The 19,905-nt window shown below is 67.3% G+C and carries 18 protein-coding genes; 5 read left to right on the top strand and 13 right to left on the bottom strand.

The genetic code is table 11. The features are described 5' to 3' along the window. Window positions 1-16 precede the first annotated feature (16 nt). Entirely contained in the window at window positions 17-994 is a 978-nt protein-coding gene (locus I6H87_RS26485; RefSeq protein WP_011617290.1) for a Bug family tripartite tricarboxylate transporter substrate binding protein, read from the bottom strand. A 95-nt stretch (window positions 995-1,089) separates the two neighbouring features. Here I6H87_RS26485 and I6H87_RS26480 point away from each other — a divergent pair, with 95 nt between their 5' ends. Next, window positions 1,090-1,641, top strand: coding sequence for a MarR family winged helix-turn-helix transcriptional regulator (locus I6H87_RS26480; RefSeq protein ID WP_011617289.1), 552 nt, complete (start codon window positions 1,090-1,092; stop codon window positions 1,639-1,641). 17 nt (window positions 1,642-1,658) lie between these two features. On the opposite strand, the gene I6H87_RS26475 is transcribed toward I6H87_RS26480, so the two are convergent. Beyond that, window positions 1,659-2,525 carry a LysR substrate-binding domain-containing protein gene (locus I6H87_RS26475; RefSeq protein WP_231881444.1) on the bottom strand — a complete coding sequence of 289 codons (867 nt, stop codon included), beginning with the start codon at window positions 2,523-2,525 and terminating at the stop codon, window positions 1,659-1,661. Window positions 2,526-2,669: 144 nt separating this feature from the next. Here I6H87_RS26475 and I6H87_RS26470 point away from each other — a divergent pair, with 144 nt between their 5' ends. Further along, window positions 2,670-3,155 carry a (2Fe-2S)-binding protein gene (locus I6H87_RS26470; protein ID WP_011617287.1) on the top strand — a complete coding sequence of 162 codons (486 nt, stop codon included), beginning with the start codon at window positions 2,670-2,672 and terminating at the stop codon, window positions 3,153-3,155. Next, window positions 3,152-5,290 (top strand): xanthine dehydrogenase family protein molybdopterin-binding subunit, encoded by a 2,139-nt coding sequence (locus I6H87_RS26465; protein WP_011617286.1) that lies wholly within the window; start codon window positions 3,152-3,154, stop codon window positions 5,288-5,290. Before I6H87_RS26470 ends, I6H87_RS26465 begins: the two co-directional genes overlap by 4 nt. Before the next feature lie 16 nt (window positions 5,291-5,306). Here I6H87_RS26465 and I6H87_RS26460 read toward each other — a convergent pair whose 3' ends face one another. Next, window positions 5,307-6,923, bottom strand: coding sequence for a sensor domain-containing diguanylate cyclase (locus tag I6H87_RS26460; protein WP_011617285.1), 1,617 nt, complete (start codon window positions 6,921-6,923; stop codon window positions 5,307-5,309). 142 nt (window positions 6,924-7,065) lie between these two features. Here I6H87_RS26460 and I6H87_RS26455 point away from each other — a divergent pair, with 142 nt between their 5' ends. After that, window positions 7,066-8,097 carry a patatin-like phospholipase family protein gene (locus tag I6H87_RS26455; RefSeq protein WP_010814506.1) on the top strand — a complete coding sequence of 344 codons (1,032 nt, stop codon included), beginning with the start codon at window positions 7,066-7,068 and terminating at the stop codon, window positions 8,095-8,097. Here I6H87_RS26455 and I6H87_RS26450 read toward each other — a convergent pair. From I6H87_RS26450 to I6H87_RS26405, 10 genes are all read right to left on the bottom strand, one after another. Further along, window positions 8,078-8,722: an HD domain-containing protein gene (locus tag I6H87_RS26450; RefSeq protein ID WP_010814505.1), complete on the bottom strand. Its 645-nt coding sequence runs from the start codon at window positions 8,720-8,722 to the stop codon at window positions 8,078-8,080. The genes I6H87_RS26455 and I6H87_RS26450 overlap by 20 nt on opposite strands. Then, window positions 8,719-12,186 carry an adenylate/guanylate cyclase domain-containing protein gene (locus I6H87_RS26445; protein WP_011617284.1) on the bottom strand — a complete coding sequence of 1,156 codons (3,468 nt, stop codon included), beginning with the start codon at window positions 12,184-12,186 and terminating at the stop codon, window positions 8,719-8,721. The genes I6H87_RS26450 and I6H87_RS26445 overlap by 4 nt, the downstream gene beginning before the upstream one ends. A 142-nt stretch (window positions 12,187-12,328) precedes the next feature. Then, window positions 12,329-12,649 (bottom strand): Rieske (2Fe-2S) protein, encoded by a 321-nt coding sequence (locus I6H87_RS26440; protein WP_010814503.1) that lies wholly within the window; start codon window positions 12,647-12,649, stop codon window positions 12,329-12,331. 1 nt (window position 12,650) lies between these two features. Further along, window positions 12,651-13,019 carry an SUF system Fe-S cluster assembly protein gene (locus tag I6H87_RS26435; protein WP_010814502.1) on the bottom strand — a complete coding sequence of 123 codons (369 nt, stop codon included), beginning with the start codon at window positions 13,017-13,019 and terminating at the stop codon, window positions 12,651-12,653. Window positions 13,020-13,025: 6 nt separating this feature from the next. Next, window positions 13,026-13,472 carry a Fe-S cluster assembly sulfur transfer protein SufU gene (sufU, locus tag I6H87_RS26430; protein WP_011617283.1) on the bottom strand — a complete coding sequence of 149 codons (447 nt, stop codon included), beginning with the start codon at window positions 13,470-13,472 and terminating at the stop codon, window positions 13,026-13,028. After that, on the bottom strand, window positions 13,472-14,740 hold the full coding sequence (locus tag I6H87_RS26425; protein WP_010814500.1) for a cysteine desulfurase: 1,269 nt from the start codon (window positions 14,738-14,740) through the stop codon (window positions 13,472-13,474). The genes sufU and I6H87_RS26425 overlap by 1 nt, the downstream gene beginning before the upstream one ends. Continuing rightward, window positions 14,737-16,068: a Fe-S cluster assembly protein SufD gene (gene sufD, locus I6H87_RS26420; protein ID WP_011617282.1), complete on the bottom strand. Its 1,332-nt coding sequence runs from the start codon at window positions 16,066-16,068 to the stop codon at window positions 14,737-14,739. The genes I6H87_RS26425 and sufD overlap by 4 nt, the downstream gene beginning before the upstream one ends. Further along, window positions 16,065-16,811 (bottom strand): Fe-S cluster assembly ATPase SufC, encoded by a 747-nt coding sequence (gene sufC / locus I6H87_RS26415; RefSeq protein WP_010814498.1) that lies wholly within the window; start codon window positions 16,809-16,811, stop codon window positions 16,065-16,067. The genes sufD and sufC overlap by 4 nt, the downstream gene beginning before the upstream one ends. Before the next feature lie 12 nt (window positions 16,812-16,823). Beyond that, a complete protein-coding gene (sufB, locus tag I6H87_RS26410) occupies window positions 16,824-18,272 on the bottom strand; it encodes a Fe-S cluster assembly protein SufB (protein WP_010814497.1) in 1,449 nt (482 codons plus the stop codon). A 31-nt stretch (window positions 18,273-18,303) separates the two neighbouring features. Further along, window positions 18,304-18,774: an SUF system Fe-S cluster assembly regulator gene (locus tag I6H87_RS26405; protein ID WP_011617281.1), complete on the bottom strand. Its 471-nt coding sequence runs from the start codon at window positions 18,772-18,774 to the stop codon at window positions 18,304-18,306. A gap of 132 nt (window positions 18,775-18,906) precedes the next feature. Here I6H87_RS26405 and I6H87_RS26400 point away from each other — a divergent pair, with 132 nt between their 5' ends. After that, a complete protein-coding gene (locus I6H87_RS26400) occupies window positions 18,907-19,617 on the top strand; it encodes an SDR family oxidoreductase (protein ID WP_011617280.1) in 711 nt (236 codons plus the stop codon). Window positions 19,618-19,905: the final 288 nt, after the last annotated feature.

The following is a 19,905-nucleotide window of genomic DNA, read 5'->3' as shown; positions in this document are numbered from 1 at the left end:
GTCGGTTTGCCGGGTTTCAGTCGCCGGTATAGCCGGACGCCTTGACCACCGGTGCCCACTTGCCGGCGTCGGCCTTGAGCACGCCGGCAAAGGCGTCGGCCGGGCCGGTTGCGGGTTCCAGCCCCAGCTTGAGGAACTTGTCGCGCACGTCCGGCGACTGCACGGCCCTGACGATGGCGGCGTTGAGCTTGTCGAGCACCGGGCGCGGCGTGCCCGCGGGTGCCAGCAGGCCGTAGCGGCCTTCGCCTTCGATGCCCTTGTAGCCAAGCTCGGTGAAGGTCGGCACATCGGGCAGCGCCACCGAGCGGTGGGTGCCGGAAGTCGCCAGCACGCGGATCTTGCCGGCGCGGTGCATTTCGGTCAGGTCGGCAAGGGTGTCGACCGAAGCCGGCACCTGCCCGCCGACCAGCGCGCTCATCAGCGGCGCAGAGCCGTTGAAGGGGACGTGCAGCATGTCGATGCCAACCTGCTTGCCGATCATCAGCCCGAAGAAATGCGGGATGCTGCCCAGCGCCGGCGAGGCGTAGGAGTTGTTCTGCGCACCGGCCTTGAGCCATGCCACATAGTCCTTCAGCGTGCGCGCCGGGCTGGCCGGCCCGGTAGCGAGCGCCAGCTGGAAGTTGGCGGCCTCCGCCACGGGCGTGAAATCGCGCTGGATATCGTAGTTGAGCTTGCGGTAGACCAGCGGCGCAATGGTCATGACCGCCGAGTTGGCCACCACCAGGGTATTTCCGTCGGCCGGCTGCGTGCGCGCGTAGTCCATCACCAGCCGCCCGCCGGCGCCGGGCTTGTTCTCGATGACCACGGTCTGGTTCAGGGTCTCGCGCAGCTTGTCGCCGACCAGGCGTGCGGCGAGGTCGGCGGTGCCGCCGGCCGGGTAGCCCACCAGGATGCGCAGCGGACGGTCCGACTGCGCGCTGGCGGGCGCGGACCATGCAGCGGCAACCGCCAGCAGGCACGCGGCGAAGCGGGGAAGGAAGGTGCGAGGGCTCACGATGTCTCCAGTTTGTTGTCCGCCGGCGAGCGGCGTCGATGCAAGCTAACACCCGTCGATATAATTGACAAAGTCAACTAATTGGCAGGTGTGGCATGGCACACGACAACAGCGGCAACCGCCTGCAGCGGCCGCAGCGGCTGGCGGATTTCATCAACTACCGGATCTACCACCTGAACCGCGTCGCGCTGGGCGCCACGGCGCTGCACCTGCGCGCCAGGGCGGGCGTCACGCGGCGCGAATGGCGCATGATCTCCTTCCTTGGCGAGCAGCCAGGCACCCGGCTGACCGAACTGGCCGAAAGCGCCGGCCTGGACAAGGTGCTGGCCAGCCGCGCCGTCCACGCCCTGGTGAAACGCGGTCTGGTCCGCCGCGAAACGCGTACCCAGGACCGGCGCGCAGCAGCCTTCACGCTGACCGAGCAAGGCGAAGCCGTCTACCGTGCAGCGTTCGCACAGGCGCGGGACTTCAATACGCGGCTGGCTGCCTGCCTGACGGCGGAAGAGGCACGCGTGCTGTCGCGCTGCCTGGACAAGCTGCAGGCGCAGGCCGGCGCGATGCTGGTCAAGGCGCAAGCGTTGCCACAGCCGGAAGGGGAAGCGCCGGCGTGGGATCTGCTGCAGGTGTGGCGGGGAGGGAAGGGCTAGCGGCTGGGCGGTGCCGGTCACGCCTGCACCGCAGCGTCGCGCAGCCACAGCGCGAAGCGCCGGATCAGCGCCTGCTTGGGATTGTCCCCACGCCAGACGATGTAGCAGTTGTGGCTCGCGGGAAAGCTGGCGGCCAACGGCTGCACCAGCCTGCCCGCGGCGATAGCCTCCCGTGCCAGCAAGGCGCGCGTCAGCGCCAGCCCCAGGCCGCTGGCGGCGGCTTCGATCAGCAGTGCGCGGCAGTCGAAGACGATGCCGTCTTCCGGCTCGTCCAGCACCACCCCCGCCGCCGCGCCCCATTGCGCCCAGCGAAAGCGCGCGTGCCGCAGCCGCGGCAGGTGCGCGGCGTCTGCGGCCGTCATGCCCGCGTGCCGCTGCGCGAAGTCGGGGCTGCATACCGCGATGATGTCGTCGTCCAGCAGCTTCACGCACTGGTAGCCGGTGAAGGGCGCGGGACCGTAGCGCAGGCTGACGTCGAGGTCGGAGCGGGCGAAGTTCGGGTCGTCGGTGCTGGCTGCGATAGACAGGTCCAGGCCGGGCAGGGCTTCGCGCAACCGCGGCAGCTTGGGTACCAGCCAGGCGCCGGCCAGCTCGGGGCTGACATTGACGCTCAGCGACTGGCGTTCACGCGCGCGGCGCTCGGTGGCACCGGCCAGCGACAGTTCGACCGCGCGCAAGGCATTTTCCAGTTCATCGGCAAGCTCGCGCCCGGTGGCGGTCAGTTCCAGTTGCCGGCCGGCGCGCAGGAACAGGGTGCAGCCCAGCTGTGCCTCCAGCGCACGGATATGGCGGCTGATGGCGCCGTGCGTCACGCACAGCGCATCGCCGGCGCGCGTCATGTTGCCCGTGCGCGCGGTGGCGGCAAAGGCCTGGAGGACTTGCATCGAGGGGAGCCTGCGGATCATGGCTGTGATCTTGCCTCACAGGTCATGGCAAAACAAGTCGATTGTCCTGCCATGCCGCGCGGCCGATACTGGGCCGCACCGAACCGGCCACTGCGAAGCCGGTGCGCGACGAGGAGACCCCCAATGAAATTGCAGCTGAAGATCAACGGCAAGCGCCATGCCGTCGATGCCGACCGCGACATGCCCCTGCTGTGGGTATTGCGCGACTACCTGGGCTATACCGGGACCAAGTTCGGCTGTGGTGCCGGCCTGTGCGGGGCCTGCACCGTGCATGTCGACGGCAAGGCCGTGCGCGCCTGCATCACGCCCGTGGGCAGCGTGGCACGTGCCGACATTACGACCATTGAGGGATTGTCGGCCGACAATTCGCATCCGGTGCAGCGTGCGTGGATTGTCGAGCAGGTGCCGCAGTGCGGCTACTGCCAGTCCGGCATGATCATGGCCGCCTGCGCCTTGCTGAAGGAGAACCCGGAGCCCGCGCCTGAAGACATTCGCGCCGGCATCACCAACCTGTGCCGCTGCGGCACCTACCCGCGCGTGGAGCGCGCCATCCTGCGCGCCGCCAGGGGACAGAGCATGGCCGATACCGACGGGAGGGCGCAATCGTGAGCGAATGCCACACCAGTCGCCGCCGCTTCCTGCAGGCTGCCAGCGCCGTGCCGGCAGCGTTCGTGCTGGGCTTCCACCTGCCGCTGGCAAAGGCCGCGGATGCGCCCGCGCACGATCCCGACGATATCAACGCGTGGCTGCGCATCGATGCCGATGGCAGCGTGACCATCATGGTGCCTTCCGCCGAGCTGGGGCAGGGCGTGATGACATCGGCGCCGATGCTGATTGCCGAAGAGCTGGAGTGCGACTGGAAGCAGGTGCGCGCGGAGCTGGCGCCCACCGATCCGGTCTACAACAACCGCATGTTCAAGGTACAGGCGACCGCCAGCAGCACCTCCGCGCGCTGGTCGTTCGAGCCGCTGCGGCGCATCGGCGCTACGGCGCGCGAGATGCTGCGCGAAGCCGCGGCGCAGGGCTGGAAAGTGCCGGTCGCGGAGTGCCGTGCCGTACAGGGCGTGGTGCGTCATGAGGCCAGCGGCCGGACGCTTGGCTACGGTGCGCTGGCAGCGCGGGCTGCCGCCTTGCCGCGCCCGGCCAGCGTGGCGCTGAAGGATCCGCGCGACTGGAAGCTGCTGGGCCGCCCGACTGACCGGCTCGACATTCCGCTGAAGACGCGCGGTGCTGCGGTGTTCGGCGTCGATGTCAAGGTGCCGCGCATGCTGGTGGGCTCGGTGATGGCCTGCCCGGCATTCGGCGGCAAGCTGCACCGTGTCGAGGCCCGGCCGGCGCTGGCCGTGCGCGGCGTGCGGCGCGTGGTGCCGTTGGACGACGCCGTGGTGGTGCTGGCCGACAGCTACTGGACCGCGCGCAAGGGCCTGGCCGCGCTCAGGCCGGACTGGAAACTGCCGCAAGGCGAACCCGTCGGCGATGCTGCCTTGATGGCCGGCTACCGGGAAGCCGCGCGGAGCGCTTCGGCGCTGGCGTTGCGCAATGGCGACCCCGATGCGCACATGCAGGCCGGCCAGGCCTATACCGCCGAATACGAGGTCCCGTACCTCGCGCACGCGACCATGGAGCCGATGAATGCCACGGCCGACGTTCGCGCCGACCGTGCCGAGATCTGGGGGCCGACCCAGGTCTGCGGCGAGATCGCGCATCGGCTGGCGCCTGTGCTCGGCCTGCCGGCCGAACGCATCGTTGTGCATTCGACCTTTGTCGGCGGCGGCTTCGGCCGGCGCGAGGAGTTCGACGTCTTTTTGCAGGCGGCGCTGGCATCGAAAGCGGCAGGACAGCCGGTCAAGCTGATCTGGTCGCGCGAGGAAGATATCCAGCACGACTTCTACCGCCCCGCGGCGGCGGCGCGCTTCAGCGCCGTGCTGGCACCCGGCGCGGCAGGCATCCGCGCGCTGGATGCGCGGCTGGCGTGCTCATCGATCTACATCCGCAATTTCCCGGACCGGGTCAAGGGCGGCGTCGATCCCAAGTCGGTCGAAGGCGTGGTGGACCTGCCTTACGCGCTGCCCAATGTCGCCGTGCGCCATGCGATGGTCAATACCGCCGTGCCGGTCGGTTTCTGGCGCGGCGTGGGCTATACCCAGAACACGTTCTTTGCCGAGAGCTTCATCGACGAGCTGGCCCACCATGCCAGGACTGATCCGCTGCAGTTCCGGCTGCGCCTGCTGGCCGAGCGCCCGCGCCAGGCGGATTTGCTGCGCCGGCTGGCGCAGCAGGCCGGCTGGGGCGGCGCACCGGCGGGGCGCTTCCAGGGCGTGGCGCTGTCGCAGGCATGGGGCTCGCTGTGCGCGACGGTAGTGGAGCTGTCGGTGCGGGACAAGCGCATCACGCTGCACCGCATCGTCAATGCTATCGACTGCGGCACCGTGATCAACCCCGCCACGGTCGAGCGCCAGCTTGAGGGCGCCAGCATCTGGGGCCTGAGCGCGGCGCTGTCCGGCGTCATCACGATTGGCGACGGGCGCGTGCAGCAATCCAATTTCCACGACTACCCACTGCTGCGCCTGGCCCAGACGCCGCGCTTCGAGGCTGTGCTGGTGCAGAGCGGCGAGCGCATCGGCGGCGTGGGGGAATCGGCGGTGCCGACGCTGGCGCCGGCGCTGGCCAATGCGCTGTTTGCTGCCACGGGCGAGCGCATCCGTTCACTGCCGCTGGCGCGGCATGGGTTCGAACTGGCGTAGCCGCGGCGCCGGGCCCTCAGGACGCCATCGCCGCTGCCGTGGCGCCGAAGGTTGCGACGCAATTGCGCCCGGAGCGCTTGGCCAGGTAGAGCGCTTCGTCGCCGGCACGGAGAAAGGCGCGCAGCTCGGCGAAATCCTTTTCGTTGCCGGGGCCGTTGGCATCGGTCACCGCACCGATGCTGACCGTCAAGTGCCCGTCGGCACCGGCAGCATTCGGAATCTGCAAGGCCTGGACGGCAGCGCGGATGGCCTCCGCCATGGCGGCCGCGCCGGCAGCGTTGGTGTGCGGCAGCAGGATGGCAAACTCTTCGCCGCCATAGCGCCCCGCATAGTCGCCCGGCCGCCGCACCTGGCGCTGGATGCAGGCGCCCACCGCTGCCAGCGCATCGTCACCGGCCTGGTGGCCGTAGCGGTCATTGAATTCCTTGAAGTGGTCGACGTCCAGCATCAGCAGCGACAAAGGCTGGCTGTGGCGGCGCGCGCGCCGCCATTCCACGTCGGCGGCATCGTCCAGCGCACGGCGGCTGCCAAGGCCGGTCAGGCCATCGGTGTTGACCATCCAGCGCAGGTGCTCTTCCATCTCGACACGGCGCCGCCATTGGCGCGACAGCAATACCGAGAGCGCGATGATGGCAGCGTCCAGCGCGATGATCATCGCCCCGAACACCCAGGCGCGCTTGTGCCAGGGTGCCAGCACGTCGTGGGTGGCGCGTCCCACCACGACCAGCAGCGGAAAGCCCGGAGTGCGCCTGAAGCTGTAGAGCCGCTGCACCCCGTCGACTGCCGCGACGCCGATAAACGTGCCTTGCGTGCCTTGCAGCAGCGGTGCAAATGACGGGCTGCCGGAGATGTCGCGCCCGATCGATTCGGCTTCATAGGGCCGCCGCATGATGATGGTGCCGTCCGTGCGCAGCAGCGTCAGGGTGCCGCCCGCGCCAAGGCTTACGCCATCGAACAGCTTGCGGAAGTAGTTCAGGCGCAAGGTGCCGACCACGGTGCCGGCAAAGCTGCCGTCCGGTGCGGAAAGCCGCCGGCTGATGCCGATGGACTTGTTCTCCGGCGCCAGGCGCGGCTGGAACGGCCGGCTCAGGAACAGGCCGCTGTGATCGCCGCTGCGGTGGACCTGGAAGTAGTCGCGGTCAGAAACGTTGACCGGGCGCGGCGGCCACTGGTGCGAGTCGAACACCAGCGTGCCGTTGGCGTCGGTGACCAGCAGCGAGCCCATGTCTTCGGCGTTGATCAAGCGGTCGAACAGCAGCCGCTGGCGCAGCGCCGGCGGTTGCGCCAGCAGTGCGGGATCGTGCATGGCTTCCACTATGCCCCCGATTGCCAGCTCATGGATCTGCAGGTTGCGCGTGATGCTGCGTTCCAGCGTCAGCGCCAGGTTGGCCGAGGCCTCGCTGGCATTGTCCAGTGCATCCCTGCGCATCTGCACCAGGGCGAGGGCACCAAGGGCCGCGATCATGCAGACCAGGACAAGGCTGGCGGCAACGATCAGGGAGGCCGGGCGGGAAATGGCTTTGCGGGCCGGAAAGTGAGGTATTTGACGCACGAAGGAAAGCTGTTCTGCTTTTATGCGGCCATTGTAGTACCTGGCCGCAGCCTGGCTCAGTTGCGTTATGCGCCAGCGCATCGTCCCGGAGCTTGCGGCCCTGGTCCTGCCTGGCCAGGGCACACGTGCTGTGTGCCACTGCGCGCGTCCGGCACTACGCTGCACGCACAGTTCTTCCCTACACTTGAGCATGGCGGGTTGCCGCCGCTGAAGGGAAGACCGCATGCAGCCAGAGCCTGCACAACCCAAGCCTGTGGCGCTCGCCCTGCAGGGCGGCGGCATGCATGGCGCCTTTACCTGGGGCGTGCTCGACCGGCTGCTGGAGGACGGCAGGCTGGCGATCGAAGGCGTCAGCGCCACCAGCGCCGGGGCCATGAACGCCACCGTGCTGGCCTACGGGCTGCTGCAGGGCGGCAGTGACGGCGCGCGCCTGGCCTTGCATGATTTCTGGGAGGCGATCGCGCACTCGGCGCAGCGCTACAACCCGTTCCGGTGGCTGCCTTGGTTCAAGAGCAGCCATACGCTGGGCCTGAACCATTCGCCGATGTATGCGATGGCCGACATCGCGCTGCGCCTGCTGTCGCCGTACCAGTTCAATCCCAACAACCTCAATCCGCTGCGCGACGTGCTCGGCAGCCAGGTCGACTTTGCGGCACTGCGCGAGCATTGCCCGATCCGGCTCTACCTGTGTGCGACCAATATCGAGACCAGCCGGATACGCATCTTCCCGCCCGAGGAACTCAGCATCGACGCCGTGCTGGCCTCGGCCTGCGTGCCCACGCTGTTCCAGGCGGTCAGCATCGACGGCCAGCACTACTGGGATGGCGGCTATGTCGGCAACCCGGCGATTTTCCCGCTGATCTATCACTGCCAGACCCACGATGTGGTGATCGTCCATATCAACCCGATCGTGCGCCACGGCGTGCCGACCACGGCCGCGGATATTCTGAATCGCGTCAATGAGGTCAGCTTCAACTCGTCGCTGATGCGCGAGATGCGCGCCATTGCCTTCGTCACGTCGCTGATCCAGCAGGGCAAGCTCGACGGCACGGAGATGAAGGAGGTGTGGATCCATTCGATCCGCTCGGACCAGACCATGGCCGCGCTGGGGGTTTCCACCAAGTACAACGCCGATTGGAATTTCCTGTGCTCGCTGCGCGACAAGGGCCGCGCAGAAGCGAGCCGGTGGCTGGAGCAGCACTACGACAGCGTGGGCCGGCGCTCCAGCATCGATATCAGCGGGGAGTTCCTGTAGGCCAGGCCGGCTGCGCCAGCCGCCACGTCAGGTTGGCGCGTGCCTGCGCCTCGTAGCGCGCCTGGAACAGGTCGGTGGTGTAGATGCGCGGGCTGGCCAGCAGCGCACTCAGGAAGGCGCGCTCGGCGGCGTCATAGGCGGCGTCGTCCAGGTCGGTGCGTTCGGCCCGCAGGTTGGCGCCATTTTCCTGGAAGCGCGCGCGGCTGCAGCCCAGCGCCGCCAGGTCGATGTCGGCGGTGAAGCGGCCGGCCAGGCTTGCCGGCACTTCGGCGTGGGTGGTTTCCAGGATAAGGGCGGCCACGCGCGCGGCGGCGGCGATGCTGCCGCCCGACCAATGGCGCAACCATGCGGCGCTGCGTTGCTCGTTGTCCGTGGCGCCGGGCACGTAGATGACGTCGTGGCACCAGAGCGCCAGTTCCACCTCGTCGGTATCCGGTATCGCGCTGCGCGCCCAGTCCAGGTCTTGCAGGCAGCGACGGACATGGTCGAGGGTGTGGTAGTGCCGCGTCGGCTCACCGTAGCAACGAGCGAGATCGGCATAGGCGTCGGCCGCGTGCGTGCCGCCCGCACGTGTCCACAGCGCGACGAAGCGGTCTTGCAGGGGGAGGCCTGGCGTCGAGGTCATGCGTGGGGGCGCTCCGGGGTATTGGCCTGGTCGGCCGCCAGCGCTGCAAGCAGCGCCTGGGCCTCCTGCCAGTCCGCGGTGTCGGTGCCCTCGCTGAAGCTGCCGTGGACCCGCGCCAGCACTTGACGCGCCGCGTCGACCTTGCCTTGTTGCCGCCACAGCCGGGCCAGGCTCAGGGTGGCCTGCAGCTCCAGCGGCTTTGCACCTTGTTCGTGGGCGACCGTGATGGCCCGGTGCAAGCAGGCTTCGGCTTCCTCCTGCGCGGCCGGCGGCGCAGGGCGCTCTGCCGACAGCTGCAGCAGCATCTCGGCGCGCAGCCGGTACACGGTTGCCTCATCCAGCCGTTCTCCGGTCTCTTCCACCAGCGCTTGTGCCTGCGTGAGCACGTCCAGCGCGGCGGTGGTCTGGCCTGCCTTGCCGCAGGCCTCGGCAACCAGGGCCAGCAGGTTCGGCATGCCCAGTCTGCCGCCGGTGGCCTCATAGGCGGCCACGCCCTGGCGCATCAGCGCAACGCCTTCCTGGTGACTGCCCAGCGCCGCCATCGCCCAGCCCTGCAGGACGGTGCCCCACGCCAGGTAGATCGGAAAACCCTGTTCGCCCGAGATGGCGATGGCGGCTTCGGCGTACTCCTGTGTCAGCCGGACTTCGTGCCGGCATTGATGCTGTTCCGCGGCAAAGACCAGGCACAGGGCAAGGTTGTACGCATCCGGGCGGGCACGGGCCATGGCCAGCGCCTCCTGGCAGCGCGCCAGTGCCTGGTCCGCCAAGCCCTGGTACCACAGGATCCAGCCCAGCGTGCTGGTGGCGTGGACGGCCGGGTCGCGCCCGTAGCCCGTGAGGAAGTCGTACGCCGGTTGCTCAGGATGCGGCACCGCGAGCACCGCCTCAACATGCTTGCGCGCGGCGTCCAGCATGCCAAGGCGGAACAGCGTGGCGCCGATCGCGCGATGGCCCTCCGCCAGCTGCTTGGGCTTCTGCGACTTCATGGCCAGCGCAAGCAGCCGCTTGCCCAAAGGCAGCGAGACCTCGTATTGCGCACGAAGCTGATAGAACGCCCACAACCCCAGCTGTGCCGAGAACAGGTAGGGCGTCTGCTGGCCTTGCTCGCACAAGGCCAGCGCACGCCGGTAATTGCCCTCGACTTCGGGCGATGCCTGGCCCCGGGCCGCAATCAGGGCCGGCCCGAGCGCAAGCAGCAGCGTCAGTTCCTGGCGCGCGCGTTCGGCACTGTCGGGTTGCCGCTTGAGCAGGTCGATGGCCATGCTCAGGTGCCGGATCGCTTCGGCCTGCGCCGAGCGCAGCAGGGCTTGCTGGCCGGCGCAGTGCAGGTACTCGACCGCCTTCGGGATGTTGCCGCTGTTGCTGTAGTGGTGCGCCAGTTCGCTGCAGTAGTCCTTGAGCCGGCCATGGAAGAGCGCCTCGATGGCCTGGGCGGAGCTTTCATGCAAGGCGCTGCGCCGCTCGGTGAGCAGCGAGCTGCCGGCCACCTCCTGGGTCAGCGCGTGCTTGAAGGCGTACTCGACCTCAGGGAATGCCGGCCGTTCGTAGATGAAATCCGCAGCCTGCAGGTCGGACAGCAGCGGATGCAGGTGGTCTTCCGGCAAGCCGGTCACGCGCAGGACCAGGCTCAGCGGGAACTCCTTGCCAATCACGGCCAGGGTCTGCAACAGCTCCTTCTGGGCCAGCGGCAGCCGGTCGATACGGGCGGCCAGCACGCCTTGCACGGTGGTGGGGATATGGAGCAGGGCCGGCGCGGTCTCGATGCGGTAGCAGCCGGGCTGGCCGAGCAGCGCGCCTTCCTCGGCCAGGGTCTGGACCACTTCCTCCATGAAGAAGGGGTTGCCTTCGGTCTTGTCGAGGATCAGCCGCTTCAGCGGCACCAGGCTGCGGTCGTCCCCGAGCAGCGCGGTCAGCAGTTCCTGCGCCTCCGCCTGCCCCAGCGGCTGCAGCTGCAGCTGCGAATAATGCCCGTCCGCATTCCAGCGATGGCTGTACTCCGGCCGGTAGTTCACCAGCAGCAGGATGCGCGCGCCGGGCACATGGTCGATCAGCATATTGAGGAAGGCCTCGGTCTCACCGTCCAGCCATTGCAGGTCTTCGAAAATGACTTCCAGCGGCTGGTTGAGGCTTTCCCGGACCAGCAGCCGCGCAATCGCCTCGAAGGTGCGCTGGCGCCGGATGGTCGGGTCCATGGTCGGCAACGGCGAGTCGGGCTCGATGGTGCCGAGCAGGTAGAGCAGGTAGGGCAGGTGTTCTTCCAACGAACGGTCCAGGGTCAGCAGCCTGCCGGTCACCTTTTCGCGGCAGCTGCGGTCGCCGTCCTGCGCCGTGATCTGGAAATAGCTCTTCAGCATCTCGATCAGCGGCAGGTAGGCAAACGCCTTGCCGTGCGAGACCGAGAAGGTCTCCAGCGCCAGGCAGCCCTGCTGCGATCTGACCTTGAACTCATGGAACAGCCGGGACTTGCCGACCCCCGCTTCGCCGACCACCGCAACAATGCGCCCGTGTCCAGCCTTGGCCTGCCCCAGCGCCGCGTGCAAGTGCGCCAGCTCATCCTGGCGCCCGACAAACCTGGCGAGGCCGCGGTGCGCGGCCACCTGCAGGCGCGTGCGCAAGGCTCCCAGGCCGACGACTTCATATACCGCGAGCGGATCCCGCACGCCCTTGACATGGGTGGTCCCCAGCGCCGTGAACTCGAAATAGCCTTCGGTGAGCTTGTGGGTCGATTCGCTGACAAGGATCGACGCCGGCGTGGCAATCCCCTCCATGCGCGAAGCGATATGGATGGTGTGCCCGACCGGATCGTAGTCGGTGTGCAGGTCATCCTTGCGGATCGAGCGCACCACGACTTCGCCGGTATGGACGCCGATCCGGATCTGCAGCGGGATGCCTTGCTCCAGCCGCACCCGGTCGCTGTGGCGATGCATCGCGTCCTGCATGCGCAGCGCCGCGTAGAGCGCGCGCAAGGCATGGTCCTCGTGGGCAATCGGCGCGCCGAACAGCGCCAGGATGCCGTCGCCGAGGAACTTGGCCACATAGCCCTCATAGTGGTGGACGGCTTCCATCATCAGCGTCACCACGGGGTCGATCAGCCGGCGCGCGTCTTCGGGGTCGAGGTCCTGCGTCAGCGCGGTCGAGCCGGCCATGTCGGCAAACAGCGCGGTGATGGTCTTGCGCTCGCCGGCGGTCTCGCCCCTGGCCTCCATTGCCGCCTGTTCGGCCAGGATGCGCCCGGCAAGGTGGGGCGGGGTGTAGAGGACCGGGGCCGTGGCCGCGGGCGGCGCTGGCGTGGCAGCGGTGCCGACCGGGGCGTCGGTCAGCGCAAAGCCGCAAGCGCGGCAGAACTTCGCGGCTGCAGTGGCTTCCTCACCACACTGAGGGCAGGCTCGGCCAAGCTTTGCTCCGCACGCCTCACAGAAGTTGGCTCCCGCGAGGTTCGCGAAACCGCAACTGGTGCAGCGCATTTCGCCTCCTGGCCGTCGTTGGTTGCCTGGACGGTACTCAAGACTATTAGAGATGGGATCGGCGGGGATGGCAAGGCGGCGCAGCCTGGCGACAGTGCGTCCAGACCCGCCCCCGGCCAAGTGACTGATCGGGGTTGTACGCTTATTCCCCGCGCTCGTCCCTGACCTGCACCTTGCCGTCCGCCACCCGGACCGGGAACGTCGCCACCGGCTCGTAGGCGGGCGGGGACAGCGCCTCGCCCGTCAGCAGGGAAAAGTGCGAGCCGTGGCGCGGGCAGACGACTTCCTGGCCTTCCACGTCGCCGCCGCAGAGCGGCTCGGCCTCATGCGAGCAGAGGTCCTCGATGGCGTAGTAATTGCCATCCACATTGAATACCGCGACCTGGACGCCATCGATATCGACGCTGCGGCAAGTGCCGGGCGCGAAGTCCTCGGCTCGGGCGACATCGATCCACTCGCTCATCTCAGAGCAGCCCCAGTTCCAGGCGTGCCGCCTCGCTCATCCGTTCTCTCGACCAGGGCGGGTCCCACACCAGTTCTACCTCGACCGCGTCCACCCCGCTGGCTTCCATCACCGCGCTCTCCACCACGCCGGGGAAGGTCTGCGCCACCGGGCAGCCCGGCGCGGTCAGCGTCATGCGGATCCCGACCTTGCCGCTGGCTTCGTCCACCGATAGCTGGTAGATCAGGCCAAGGTCGTAGATATTGACCGGGATCTCGGGGTCGTACACCGTGCGCAAGGCCGCTATCACCCGCCCCTCGAGGCTGTCCGGCTCAGCCTCGAACCTGTCTTCGTGTTCCCTGGCCTTGTGCAGCCAATCGATCATGCTCATGGGGTTCTACTCCGTTGAGACCGGCCTGGCGCTGTTCTCCAAAGCGGCTTGCATGGTATGCCAGGCCAGGGTGGCGCACTTCACGCGCGCCGGGAACTCGCGCACGCCGGCCAGGACTTCCAGCTTTCCCATCGGCACTTCGGACTGCCCCGGCTTTCCGGTGACCAGCGCGTGGAAGCCGCAGAACAAGGCCCGCGCCTGCGCCTCGGTCTTGCCTTTGAGCGCTTCCGTCATCAGCGACGCAGAGGCAGTGGAGATGGCGCAGCCCGAGCCCTCGAAGCTGGCGTCTTCGATCACCGCGTCGCGGATTCTCAGGTACAGCGTCAGCCGGTCGCCGCACAGCGGGTTGAAGCCCTCGGCGCTGCGGTTCGCTGCCGCCAGCCGCCCGAAATTGCGCGGCGAGCGGCTGTGGTCGACAACCACTTCCTGGTAGAGGCTGCGCAGGTCAGACATCAGGCGAATACCTCCTGTGCCGCGCGCACGGCAGCAAACAGTGCATCCACCTCTTCACGCGTGTTGTACAGCGCGAAGGAAGCGCGCACCGTGGCGGGCACGCCGAAGCGCTCCATCACCGGCATGGCGCAATGGTGGCCGGCACGGACCGCGACGCCGTGCTGATCGAGGATGGTGCCGACATCGTGGGGATGGATGCCGTCCAGCGTGAACGAGAGGATGCTCGCCCTGTCGGCAGCCGTGCCGATCATGCGCAGGCCGGCGATCCTTGCTGCCTGCGCGCTGGCGTAAGCGAGCAGCGCGTGCTCGTGGGCGGCGATGGCTTCCAGGCCGAGCGCGCGCACGTACCCGATGGCGGCGCCAAGGGCGATGACGCCGGCGATATTGGGGGTGCCCGCCTCGAACTTGTAGGGCAGCTCGTTGTATGTGGTCTTGCGGAACGTGACCTCGCGAATCATGTCCCCGCCGCCCTGGTAAGGCGGCATGGCATCGAGCAGCGCGGCCTTGCCGTAGAGCACGCCGACGCCGGTGGGCCCGTAAAGCTTGTGCCCGGAGAACGCGTAGAAATCGCAATCGAGGGCCTGCACGTCGACCTTTAGGTGCGGCACGGCCTGGGCGCCATCGATCAGCACCGGGATGCCATGGTCATGCGCCAGCTCGATGATGTGCCGCACCGGGTTGACGGTGCCAAGCGCGTTGGAGAGGTGCGTCAGCGCGACCAGTCTGGTGCGCGGGCCGAGCAATCGCGCGAACTGCTCCAGCATCAGCTCGCCGGCATCGTTGATCGGCGCCACCTGCAGCAAGGCGCCGGTGCGCTGGCACGCCAGTTGCCACGGCACGATATTGGAGTGGTGCTCCATCGCGCTGATCAGGACCTCGTCGCCCGGGCGCAGGCGCTGGCCGAAGCTTGCCGCCACCAGGTTGATGGCCTCGGTGGTGCCGCGCACGAACACGATTTCCTCGCGCCCGGCGGCGTTGATCAGGTCTCGCACTGCGTCGCGCGCGGCCTCGTAGGCATCGGTGGCGCGCTGGCTCAGGGTATGCACGCCGCGGTGGATATTGGCGTTGAGCGCGGCGTAGTAATGCGCTTCGCAATCGATCACGCTTTGCGGCTTCTGGGTGGTGGCGGCGTTGTCCAGATAGACCAGCGGCCTGCCGTTGATGGTCTGGCGCAGGATCGGGAAATCCTTCCGCAGCCGCTCCACCTCCAGGCTGGCGGCCGGCACCGCGTGCTCCACGGCCATCCGTTCATGCGCAGCCGTGTTCATGGCAGCTCCTTCACAGGCTCCGGCAGCTTGCCGCGCAAGAGCGTTTCCAGCCGCGTGCGCAATGGGGCAGGGCCGAGCCGCCTGACGACCTCTTCGGCGAAGGCAAAGGTCAGCAGCGCACGCGCCGCGGCATCGTCCATCCCGCGCGAGCGCAGGTAGTAGATCTGCTCGGCGTCGAGCTGGCCGACGGTGGCGCCGTGGCCGCATTTGACGTCGTCGGCATAGATCTCCAGTTGCGGCTTGGTGTCGACCTCGGCCTGGTCGGACAGCAGCAGATTGCGGTTGGACTGGTGCGCATCGCTGTGCTGGGCATCGGCATGCACTACCACCTTGCCGTTGAAGACGGCGCGCGAGGCGCCCGCCAGTACGCCCTTGTACAACTCGCGGCTCTTGCTGTGCGGGCTGGCGTGGTCGACGCGGGTGTGGTGGTCGACATGCTGCCGCCCGGCGGTCATATACAGCCCGTCCAGCGAACACTCGGTATGCTCGGCATTCAGCCCGACATTGATGTCGACCCGCGCCAGGGCGCCGCCCAGGGCAAAGGAACTGGAGGCGCAGCGGCTACCCTGCCGCTGGTCCAGGTTCACGCCGGCGATATGGAAGGCCTTGAGGCTCTCCTGCTGCAGCTTGTGATGTTCGACCTGCGCATCACGCTCGGCAACGATGTCAGTGATGGTATTGGTGCAATAGGCCAGGCCATCCAGGCCGGCGTGGTGCTCCACGATGCAGACCTGGCTGCCGGCTTGCGCCACCACGAGGTTGCGCGCATGGGTTGCCAGTTCGGCAGCGGTGGCAAGGAACAGCAAGTGGATCGGTTGTTCCGGGACGGTGCCGGCCGCCACGCGGATATAGGCACCGTCGGTCATGAACGCCATGTTCAAGGCGGCGAAGCCGGACGGGTAGTCGCTTGTGCGACACAACAGCAGCGCTTCCAGGCAGTCCGGCGCGCGCTCCAGCGTCGCGGCGAGGCTGGCCAGCTCGATGCCCGCAGGCAGGGTGCCGATGCGCGACCATTGCGGCTGGTGCGTGCCATTGACGAACACCATCAGCTGCGCGCCGGCCAGGGCAAGCGCCTCGATCTGGGCTGCCACCGCGGGGTCCGGGCTGTCGCCGGCCTGCGGCAGTGCCACGGCAAAGCGGCTTCGCTCGAGTGCGGCCACGCTGGTGTATTTCCAGTCCTCGTGGCGCAGCGTGGGGAACCCGGCCTGGGCGAAATGATCCAGCGCCTGCCGCCGCGCGTGCGCAAGCCAGCCCAGACGGCGGCCGGGCAGTGCGGCCTCGACGCGGGCGAACTCGGCGAGATAGTGCTCCAGTCCGCTTGCGCTCATGTCGAAGACTCCATCGCGGCATAGCCGTGCCGCTCCAGTTCGCGCGCCAGCTCCGGCCCGCCGGACCTGGCGATGCGGCCTTGCGCAAGCACGTGGACCTGGTCCGGCACGATGTAGTCGAGCAGGCGCTGGTAGTGCGTGACCAGCACAATCGCGCGTTGCGGGCTGCGCATGGCCTCGATGCCCCTGGCGACGATCTTGAGTGCATCGATGTCGAGGCCGGAGTCGGTCTCGTCGAGAATGGCGAGCCGCGGCTCCAGCACTGCCATCTGCAGGATCTCGTTGCGCTTCTTCTCCCCGCCGGAGAAGCCCTCGTTCACCGATCGGTAAAGCAGGTCCTGGTCCATCTCCATGAGCTGGAGTTTGTCCTTGACCAGGGCGAGGAAATCCATGGCGTCCAGCTCCGGCTCGCCACGGTGCTTGCGGATCGCGTTGAGCCCCGCCTTGAGCAGGTAGATATTGGAGACGCCGGGGATTTCCACCGGATACTGGAAGGCGAGGAAGATGCCCGCGCGGGCGCGCTCTTCCGGCGGCATGCCAAGCAGGCTGGTGCCGTCATAGAGGACTTCGCCCTCTGTCACGGTAAAGCGGTCGCGCCCGGCCAGTACGTGGGCCAGGGTGCTCTTGCCCGAACCGTTCGGGCCCATGATGGCGTGCACCTCGCCGGCCTTCACGCTGAGGTCGATGCCGTGCAGGATGGGCTTGTCGTCTACGCTGACGTGCAGCTTGCGAATCTCAAGCATGGCTGGCTTCTTTCATCCGATACTGCCTTCCAGGCTCACGCCCAGCAGCTTCTGGGCTTCCACCGCGAATTCCATCGGCAGCTCCTTGAATACTTCCTTGCAAAAGCCGTTCACGATCATCGAGACTGCATCCTCCGCGCTGACGCCGCGGCTCTGGCAGTAGAACAACTGGTCCTCGCCGATGCGCGAGGTGGAGGCCTCGTGCTCGACCTGGCCGGTGGCGTTCTTCACCTCGATATAAGGGAAGGTATGGGCGGCGCATTTGTCGCCCAGCAGCAGCGAATCGCACTGCGAGTAGTTGCGTGCGCCGACCGCGCTCCTGGCCATCTTCACCAGCCCGCGATAAGCATTCTGGCCGTGGCCGGCCGAGATGCCCTTGGAAAGGATGGTGCTCCTGGTGTTCCTGCCGAGGTGCGTCATCTTGGTCCCGGTGTCGGCCTGCTGGTAGTGGTTGGTCAGCGCGACTGAATAGAACTCGCCGACCGAGTCGTCGCCCTGCAGGATCACGCTCGGATACTTCCAGGTGATGGCGGAGCCGGTCTCCACCTGGGTCCACGAGATCTTCGAGCGCGCGCCGCGGCAGTCACCGCGCTTGGTGACGAAGTTGTAGATGCCGCCCTTGCCGTCCTTGTCGCCCGGATACCAGTTCTGCACGGTCGCGTACTTGATCTGTGCGTCTTCCAGCGCGATCAGCTCCACCACCGCGGCATGCAGCTGGTTCTCGTCGCGCATCGGCGCGGTGCAGCCTTCCAGGTAGCTGACGTAAGCGCCCTGGTCGGCGATGATCAGGGTGCGCTCGAACTGGCCGGTGTTGCTGGCATTGATGCGGAAGTAGGTCGACAGCTCCATCGGGCAGCGTACCCCGGGCGGGATATAGCAGAACGAGCCGTCGCTGAACACGGCGGAGTTGAGCGAGGCGAAGAAGTTGTCGGTATAGGGCACGACCGAGCCGAGATACTGCTGCACCAGCGCCGGATGCTCCCGCACCGCCTCGGAAAACGAGCAGAAGATGATGCCGAGTTCGCCCAGTTTCTGCTTGAAGGTGGTGGCCACCGAGACGCTGTCGAATACCGCGTCCACGGCCACGCCGGCCAGCAGCTCGCGCTCGTGCAGCGGCACGCCCAGCTTTTCGTAGGTGCGCAGCAACTCCGGATCGACCTCGGCCAGCGTCTTCGGTCCGGCCTTCTGGGAGCGCGGCGCGGCATAGTAGGCGATTGCCTGGTAGTCGATGGGCGGGTGCGTCACCGTCGCCCAGTGCGGCTCGGACATCGTGAGCCAGTGGCGGAAGGCCTTGAGACGCCACTCCAGCATGAACTCCGGCTCGCCCTTGATGGCCGAGATCATGCGGATCACGTCCTCATCCAGCCCGCACGGCACCGTGTCCGTCTCAACGGCGGTGTAGAAGCCATGCTTATAGCCGTGGCTGATCAGTTCATCGAGCTTGCGTGCCGGGGTTGCCATGGTTTGCCTTCGCTTGCCACTGTCACCTGAATCACAAAATGTCAGCTTGCGGCCCGTTTGCGCGTCGGGCGCGCAAGGCGCCGATATCCACCGGGTGCAACACCGGTTGCGCCATATCCGCCAGCGTCACGCCATTCAGTGCGCTAAAGATGACTTGATTGATCGATTGCCAGTTGGCGCGGATGGCGCACAGGCCTTCCTGCGCACACAGGCCGGCAGCGACACTGCACTCGGTCATGCCGGCCGGGCCTTCCATGGCGTCAATCACCTGTGCGATCGAAATCTGTCCCGGCGGTCGCGCCAGCAGGTAGCCGCCATTGGCACCGCGCAGAGACTCCAGCAAGTGGTGCCTTGCCAGCATCTTCAGAATCTTGCTTGCCGTCGGAACCGCCACACCGATCGCGGCGGCGACCTCGGCCGCACTGTAGATCCGGCCCGGGTTGCGCGCCAGGTGCGTCATGATCACCGTGCCATAGTCAGTCAGCTTGCTAAGTCTGAGCATCGTCGCCACCAGTATTTCTTAAATTAGAACCAATTCGGTCCTGATTTGTTCCGGCACGGATATCCGCCTAACAAAAGTCGTAATCGACGGTGTATAGATGGGTTATCTGCGCCAGCGAGGAGGACCTCAGGCATGGCCAACCAACCCATTACCGTCATCACCGGCGCGAGCCGCGGCCTGGGCCGCGCAGCCACGCGCCGTCTGGCCACTGTTGAAGGCCATCTGGTCGTCGCCACGGCGCGCACGCCGGCGGACCTCGCTGGGCTTGAGGCAGAGCTCCGGCTCGCGGGGCATCCGATCGCATGCCACCGCCTTGACGTCACGGAAGAAGGCTCGGCGGCCGCACTGGCCAACTGGCTGAGCGAACGCTTCGGACGCGTGGACGTGCTGATCAACAACGCTGGTGTTTCGCTCGACCACTATCACACCAGCCTGCTCGAACTGCCGCTCGAGACCCTGCGCCGCACCCTGGAAACCAATCTGTTCGGCGTGCTGCGGACCACCCAGGCGCTGGCACCGCTGCTGCGCGCCAGCCGCGCCGCCCGGGTGGTCAACCTGGCTTCGGGCATGGGGCAATTGGCGGAGATGGGCCGCGGCGTGCCGGCTTACCGGATCTCGAAAACGGCGCTGAATGCCGTCACGCGCATCCTGGCCGCCGAGATGGCCGATCACGGCGCCAAGGTCAACTCCGTGTGCCCGGGCTGGTGTCGCACCGATCTGGGCGGCCCCGATGCGCCGCGCTCGCCGGAGCAGTGCATCGACACTGTGATCTGGCTGGCAACGCTGCCCGACGATGGTCCCACCGGCGGCTTCTTCCGCGATCGCCAGCCGATTCCGTGGTAGCGATCAATGCTGTGACGCGCCTTCGAGCATCCGGATATCGGCCGATTTCCCTGCCCGCAAGGGCCGGTACGTGACCATCTTCCGCCCCAATCGGAGGTTCGGAAGCAGTAGCAAGAAGGGACGCCTTGGCGTCCCTTCTTGCATGATTGAACCCAGCGGCTCAGGTGCAGACCGTGTTGGCCGCGTCCTTCGCCTGCACTTCCGGCGGGGTCGGTACCGTCAGTGTCACGGTCGGCCGCCTGTCCGCACATACCCTCGGTTGACGGGGTAATTTATGTGGGTAAAATC

The organism is Cupriavidus necator, assembly GCF_016127575.1.
Classification (GTDB): Bacteria; Pseudomonadota; Gammaproteobacteria; order Burkholderiales; family Burkholderiaceae; genus Cupriavidus; species Cupriavidus necator_D.
Note: the sequence above shows the minus strand (reverse complement) of the source record. Positions and strands in the feature narration are given on the sequence as shown.

Excerpts from the sequence above, each read along its gene's own strand:
- I6H87_RS26425 (WP_010814500.1), bottom strand. The coding sequence starts at position 14,740 with ATGAACACGGCTGCGCATGAACGGATGGCCGTGGAGCACGCGGTGCCG.
- I6H87_RS26450 (WP_010814505.1), bottom strand. The coding sequence starts at position 8,722 with ATGACCTCGACGCCAGGCCTCCCCCTGCAAGACCGCTTCGTCGCGCTG.
- I6H87_RS26405 (WP_011617281.1), bottom strand. The coding sequence starts at position 18,774 with ATGCTCAGACTTAGCAAGCTGACTGACTATGGCACGGTGATCATGACG.
- I6H87_RS26455 (WP_010814506.1), top strand. The coding sequence starts at position 7,066 with ATGCAGCCAGAGCCTGCACAACCCAAGCCTGTGGCGCTCGCCCTGCAG.
- I6H87_RS26460 (WP_011617285.1), bottom strand. The coding sequence starts at position 6,923 with ATGCGCTGGCGCATAACGCAACTGAGCCAGGCTGCGGCCAGGTACTAC.
- I6H87_RS26480 (WP_011617289.1), top strand. The coding sequence starts at position 1,090 with ATGGCACACGACAACAGCGGCAACCGCCTGCAGCGGCCGCAGCGGCTG.
- sufU (WP_011617283.1), bottom strand. The coding sequence starts at position 13,472 with ATGTCTGACCTGCGCAGCCTCTACCAGGAAGTGGTTGTCGACCACAGC.
- I6H87_RS26475 (WP_231881444.1), bottom strand. The coding sequence starts at position 2,525 with ATGCAAGTCCTCCAGGCCTTTGCCGCCACCGCGCGCACGGGCAACATG.
- I6H87_RS26440 (WP_010814503.1), bottom strand. The coding sequence starts at position 12,649 with ATGAGCGAGTGGATCGATGTCGCCCGAGCCGAGGACTTCGCGCCCGGC.
- sufC (WP_010814498.1), bottom strand. The coding sequence starts at position 16,811 with ATGCTTGAGATTCGCAAGCTGCACGTCAGCGTAGACGACAAGCCCATC.
- sufD (WP_011617282.1), bottom strand. The coding sequence starts at position 16,068 with ATGAGCGCAAGCGGACTGGAGCACTATCTCGCCGAGTTCGCCCGCGTC.
- I6H87_RS26445 (WP_011617284.1), bottom strand. The coding sequence starts at position 12,186 with ATGCGCTGCACCAGTTGCGGTTTCGCGAACCTCGCGGGAGCCAACTTC.
- I6H87_RS26470 (WP_011617287.1), top strand. The coding sequence starts at position 2,670 with ATGAAATTGCAGCTGAAGATCAACGGCAAGCGCCATGCCGTCGATGCC.
- I6H87_RS26400 (WP_011617280.1), top strand. The coding sequence starts at position 18,907 with ATGGCCAACCAACCCATTACCGTCATCACCGGCGCGAGCCGCGGCCTG.
- sufB (WP_010814497.1), bottom strand. The coding sequence starts at position 18,272 with ATGGCAACCCCGGCACGCAAGCTCGATGAACTGATCAGCCACGGCTAT.
- I6H87_RS26435 (WP_010814502.1), bottom strand. The coding sequence starts at position 13,019 with ATGAGCATGATCGATTGGCTGCACAAGGCCAGGGAACACGAAGACAGG.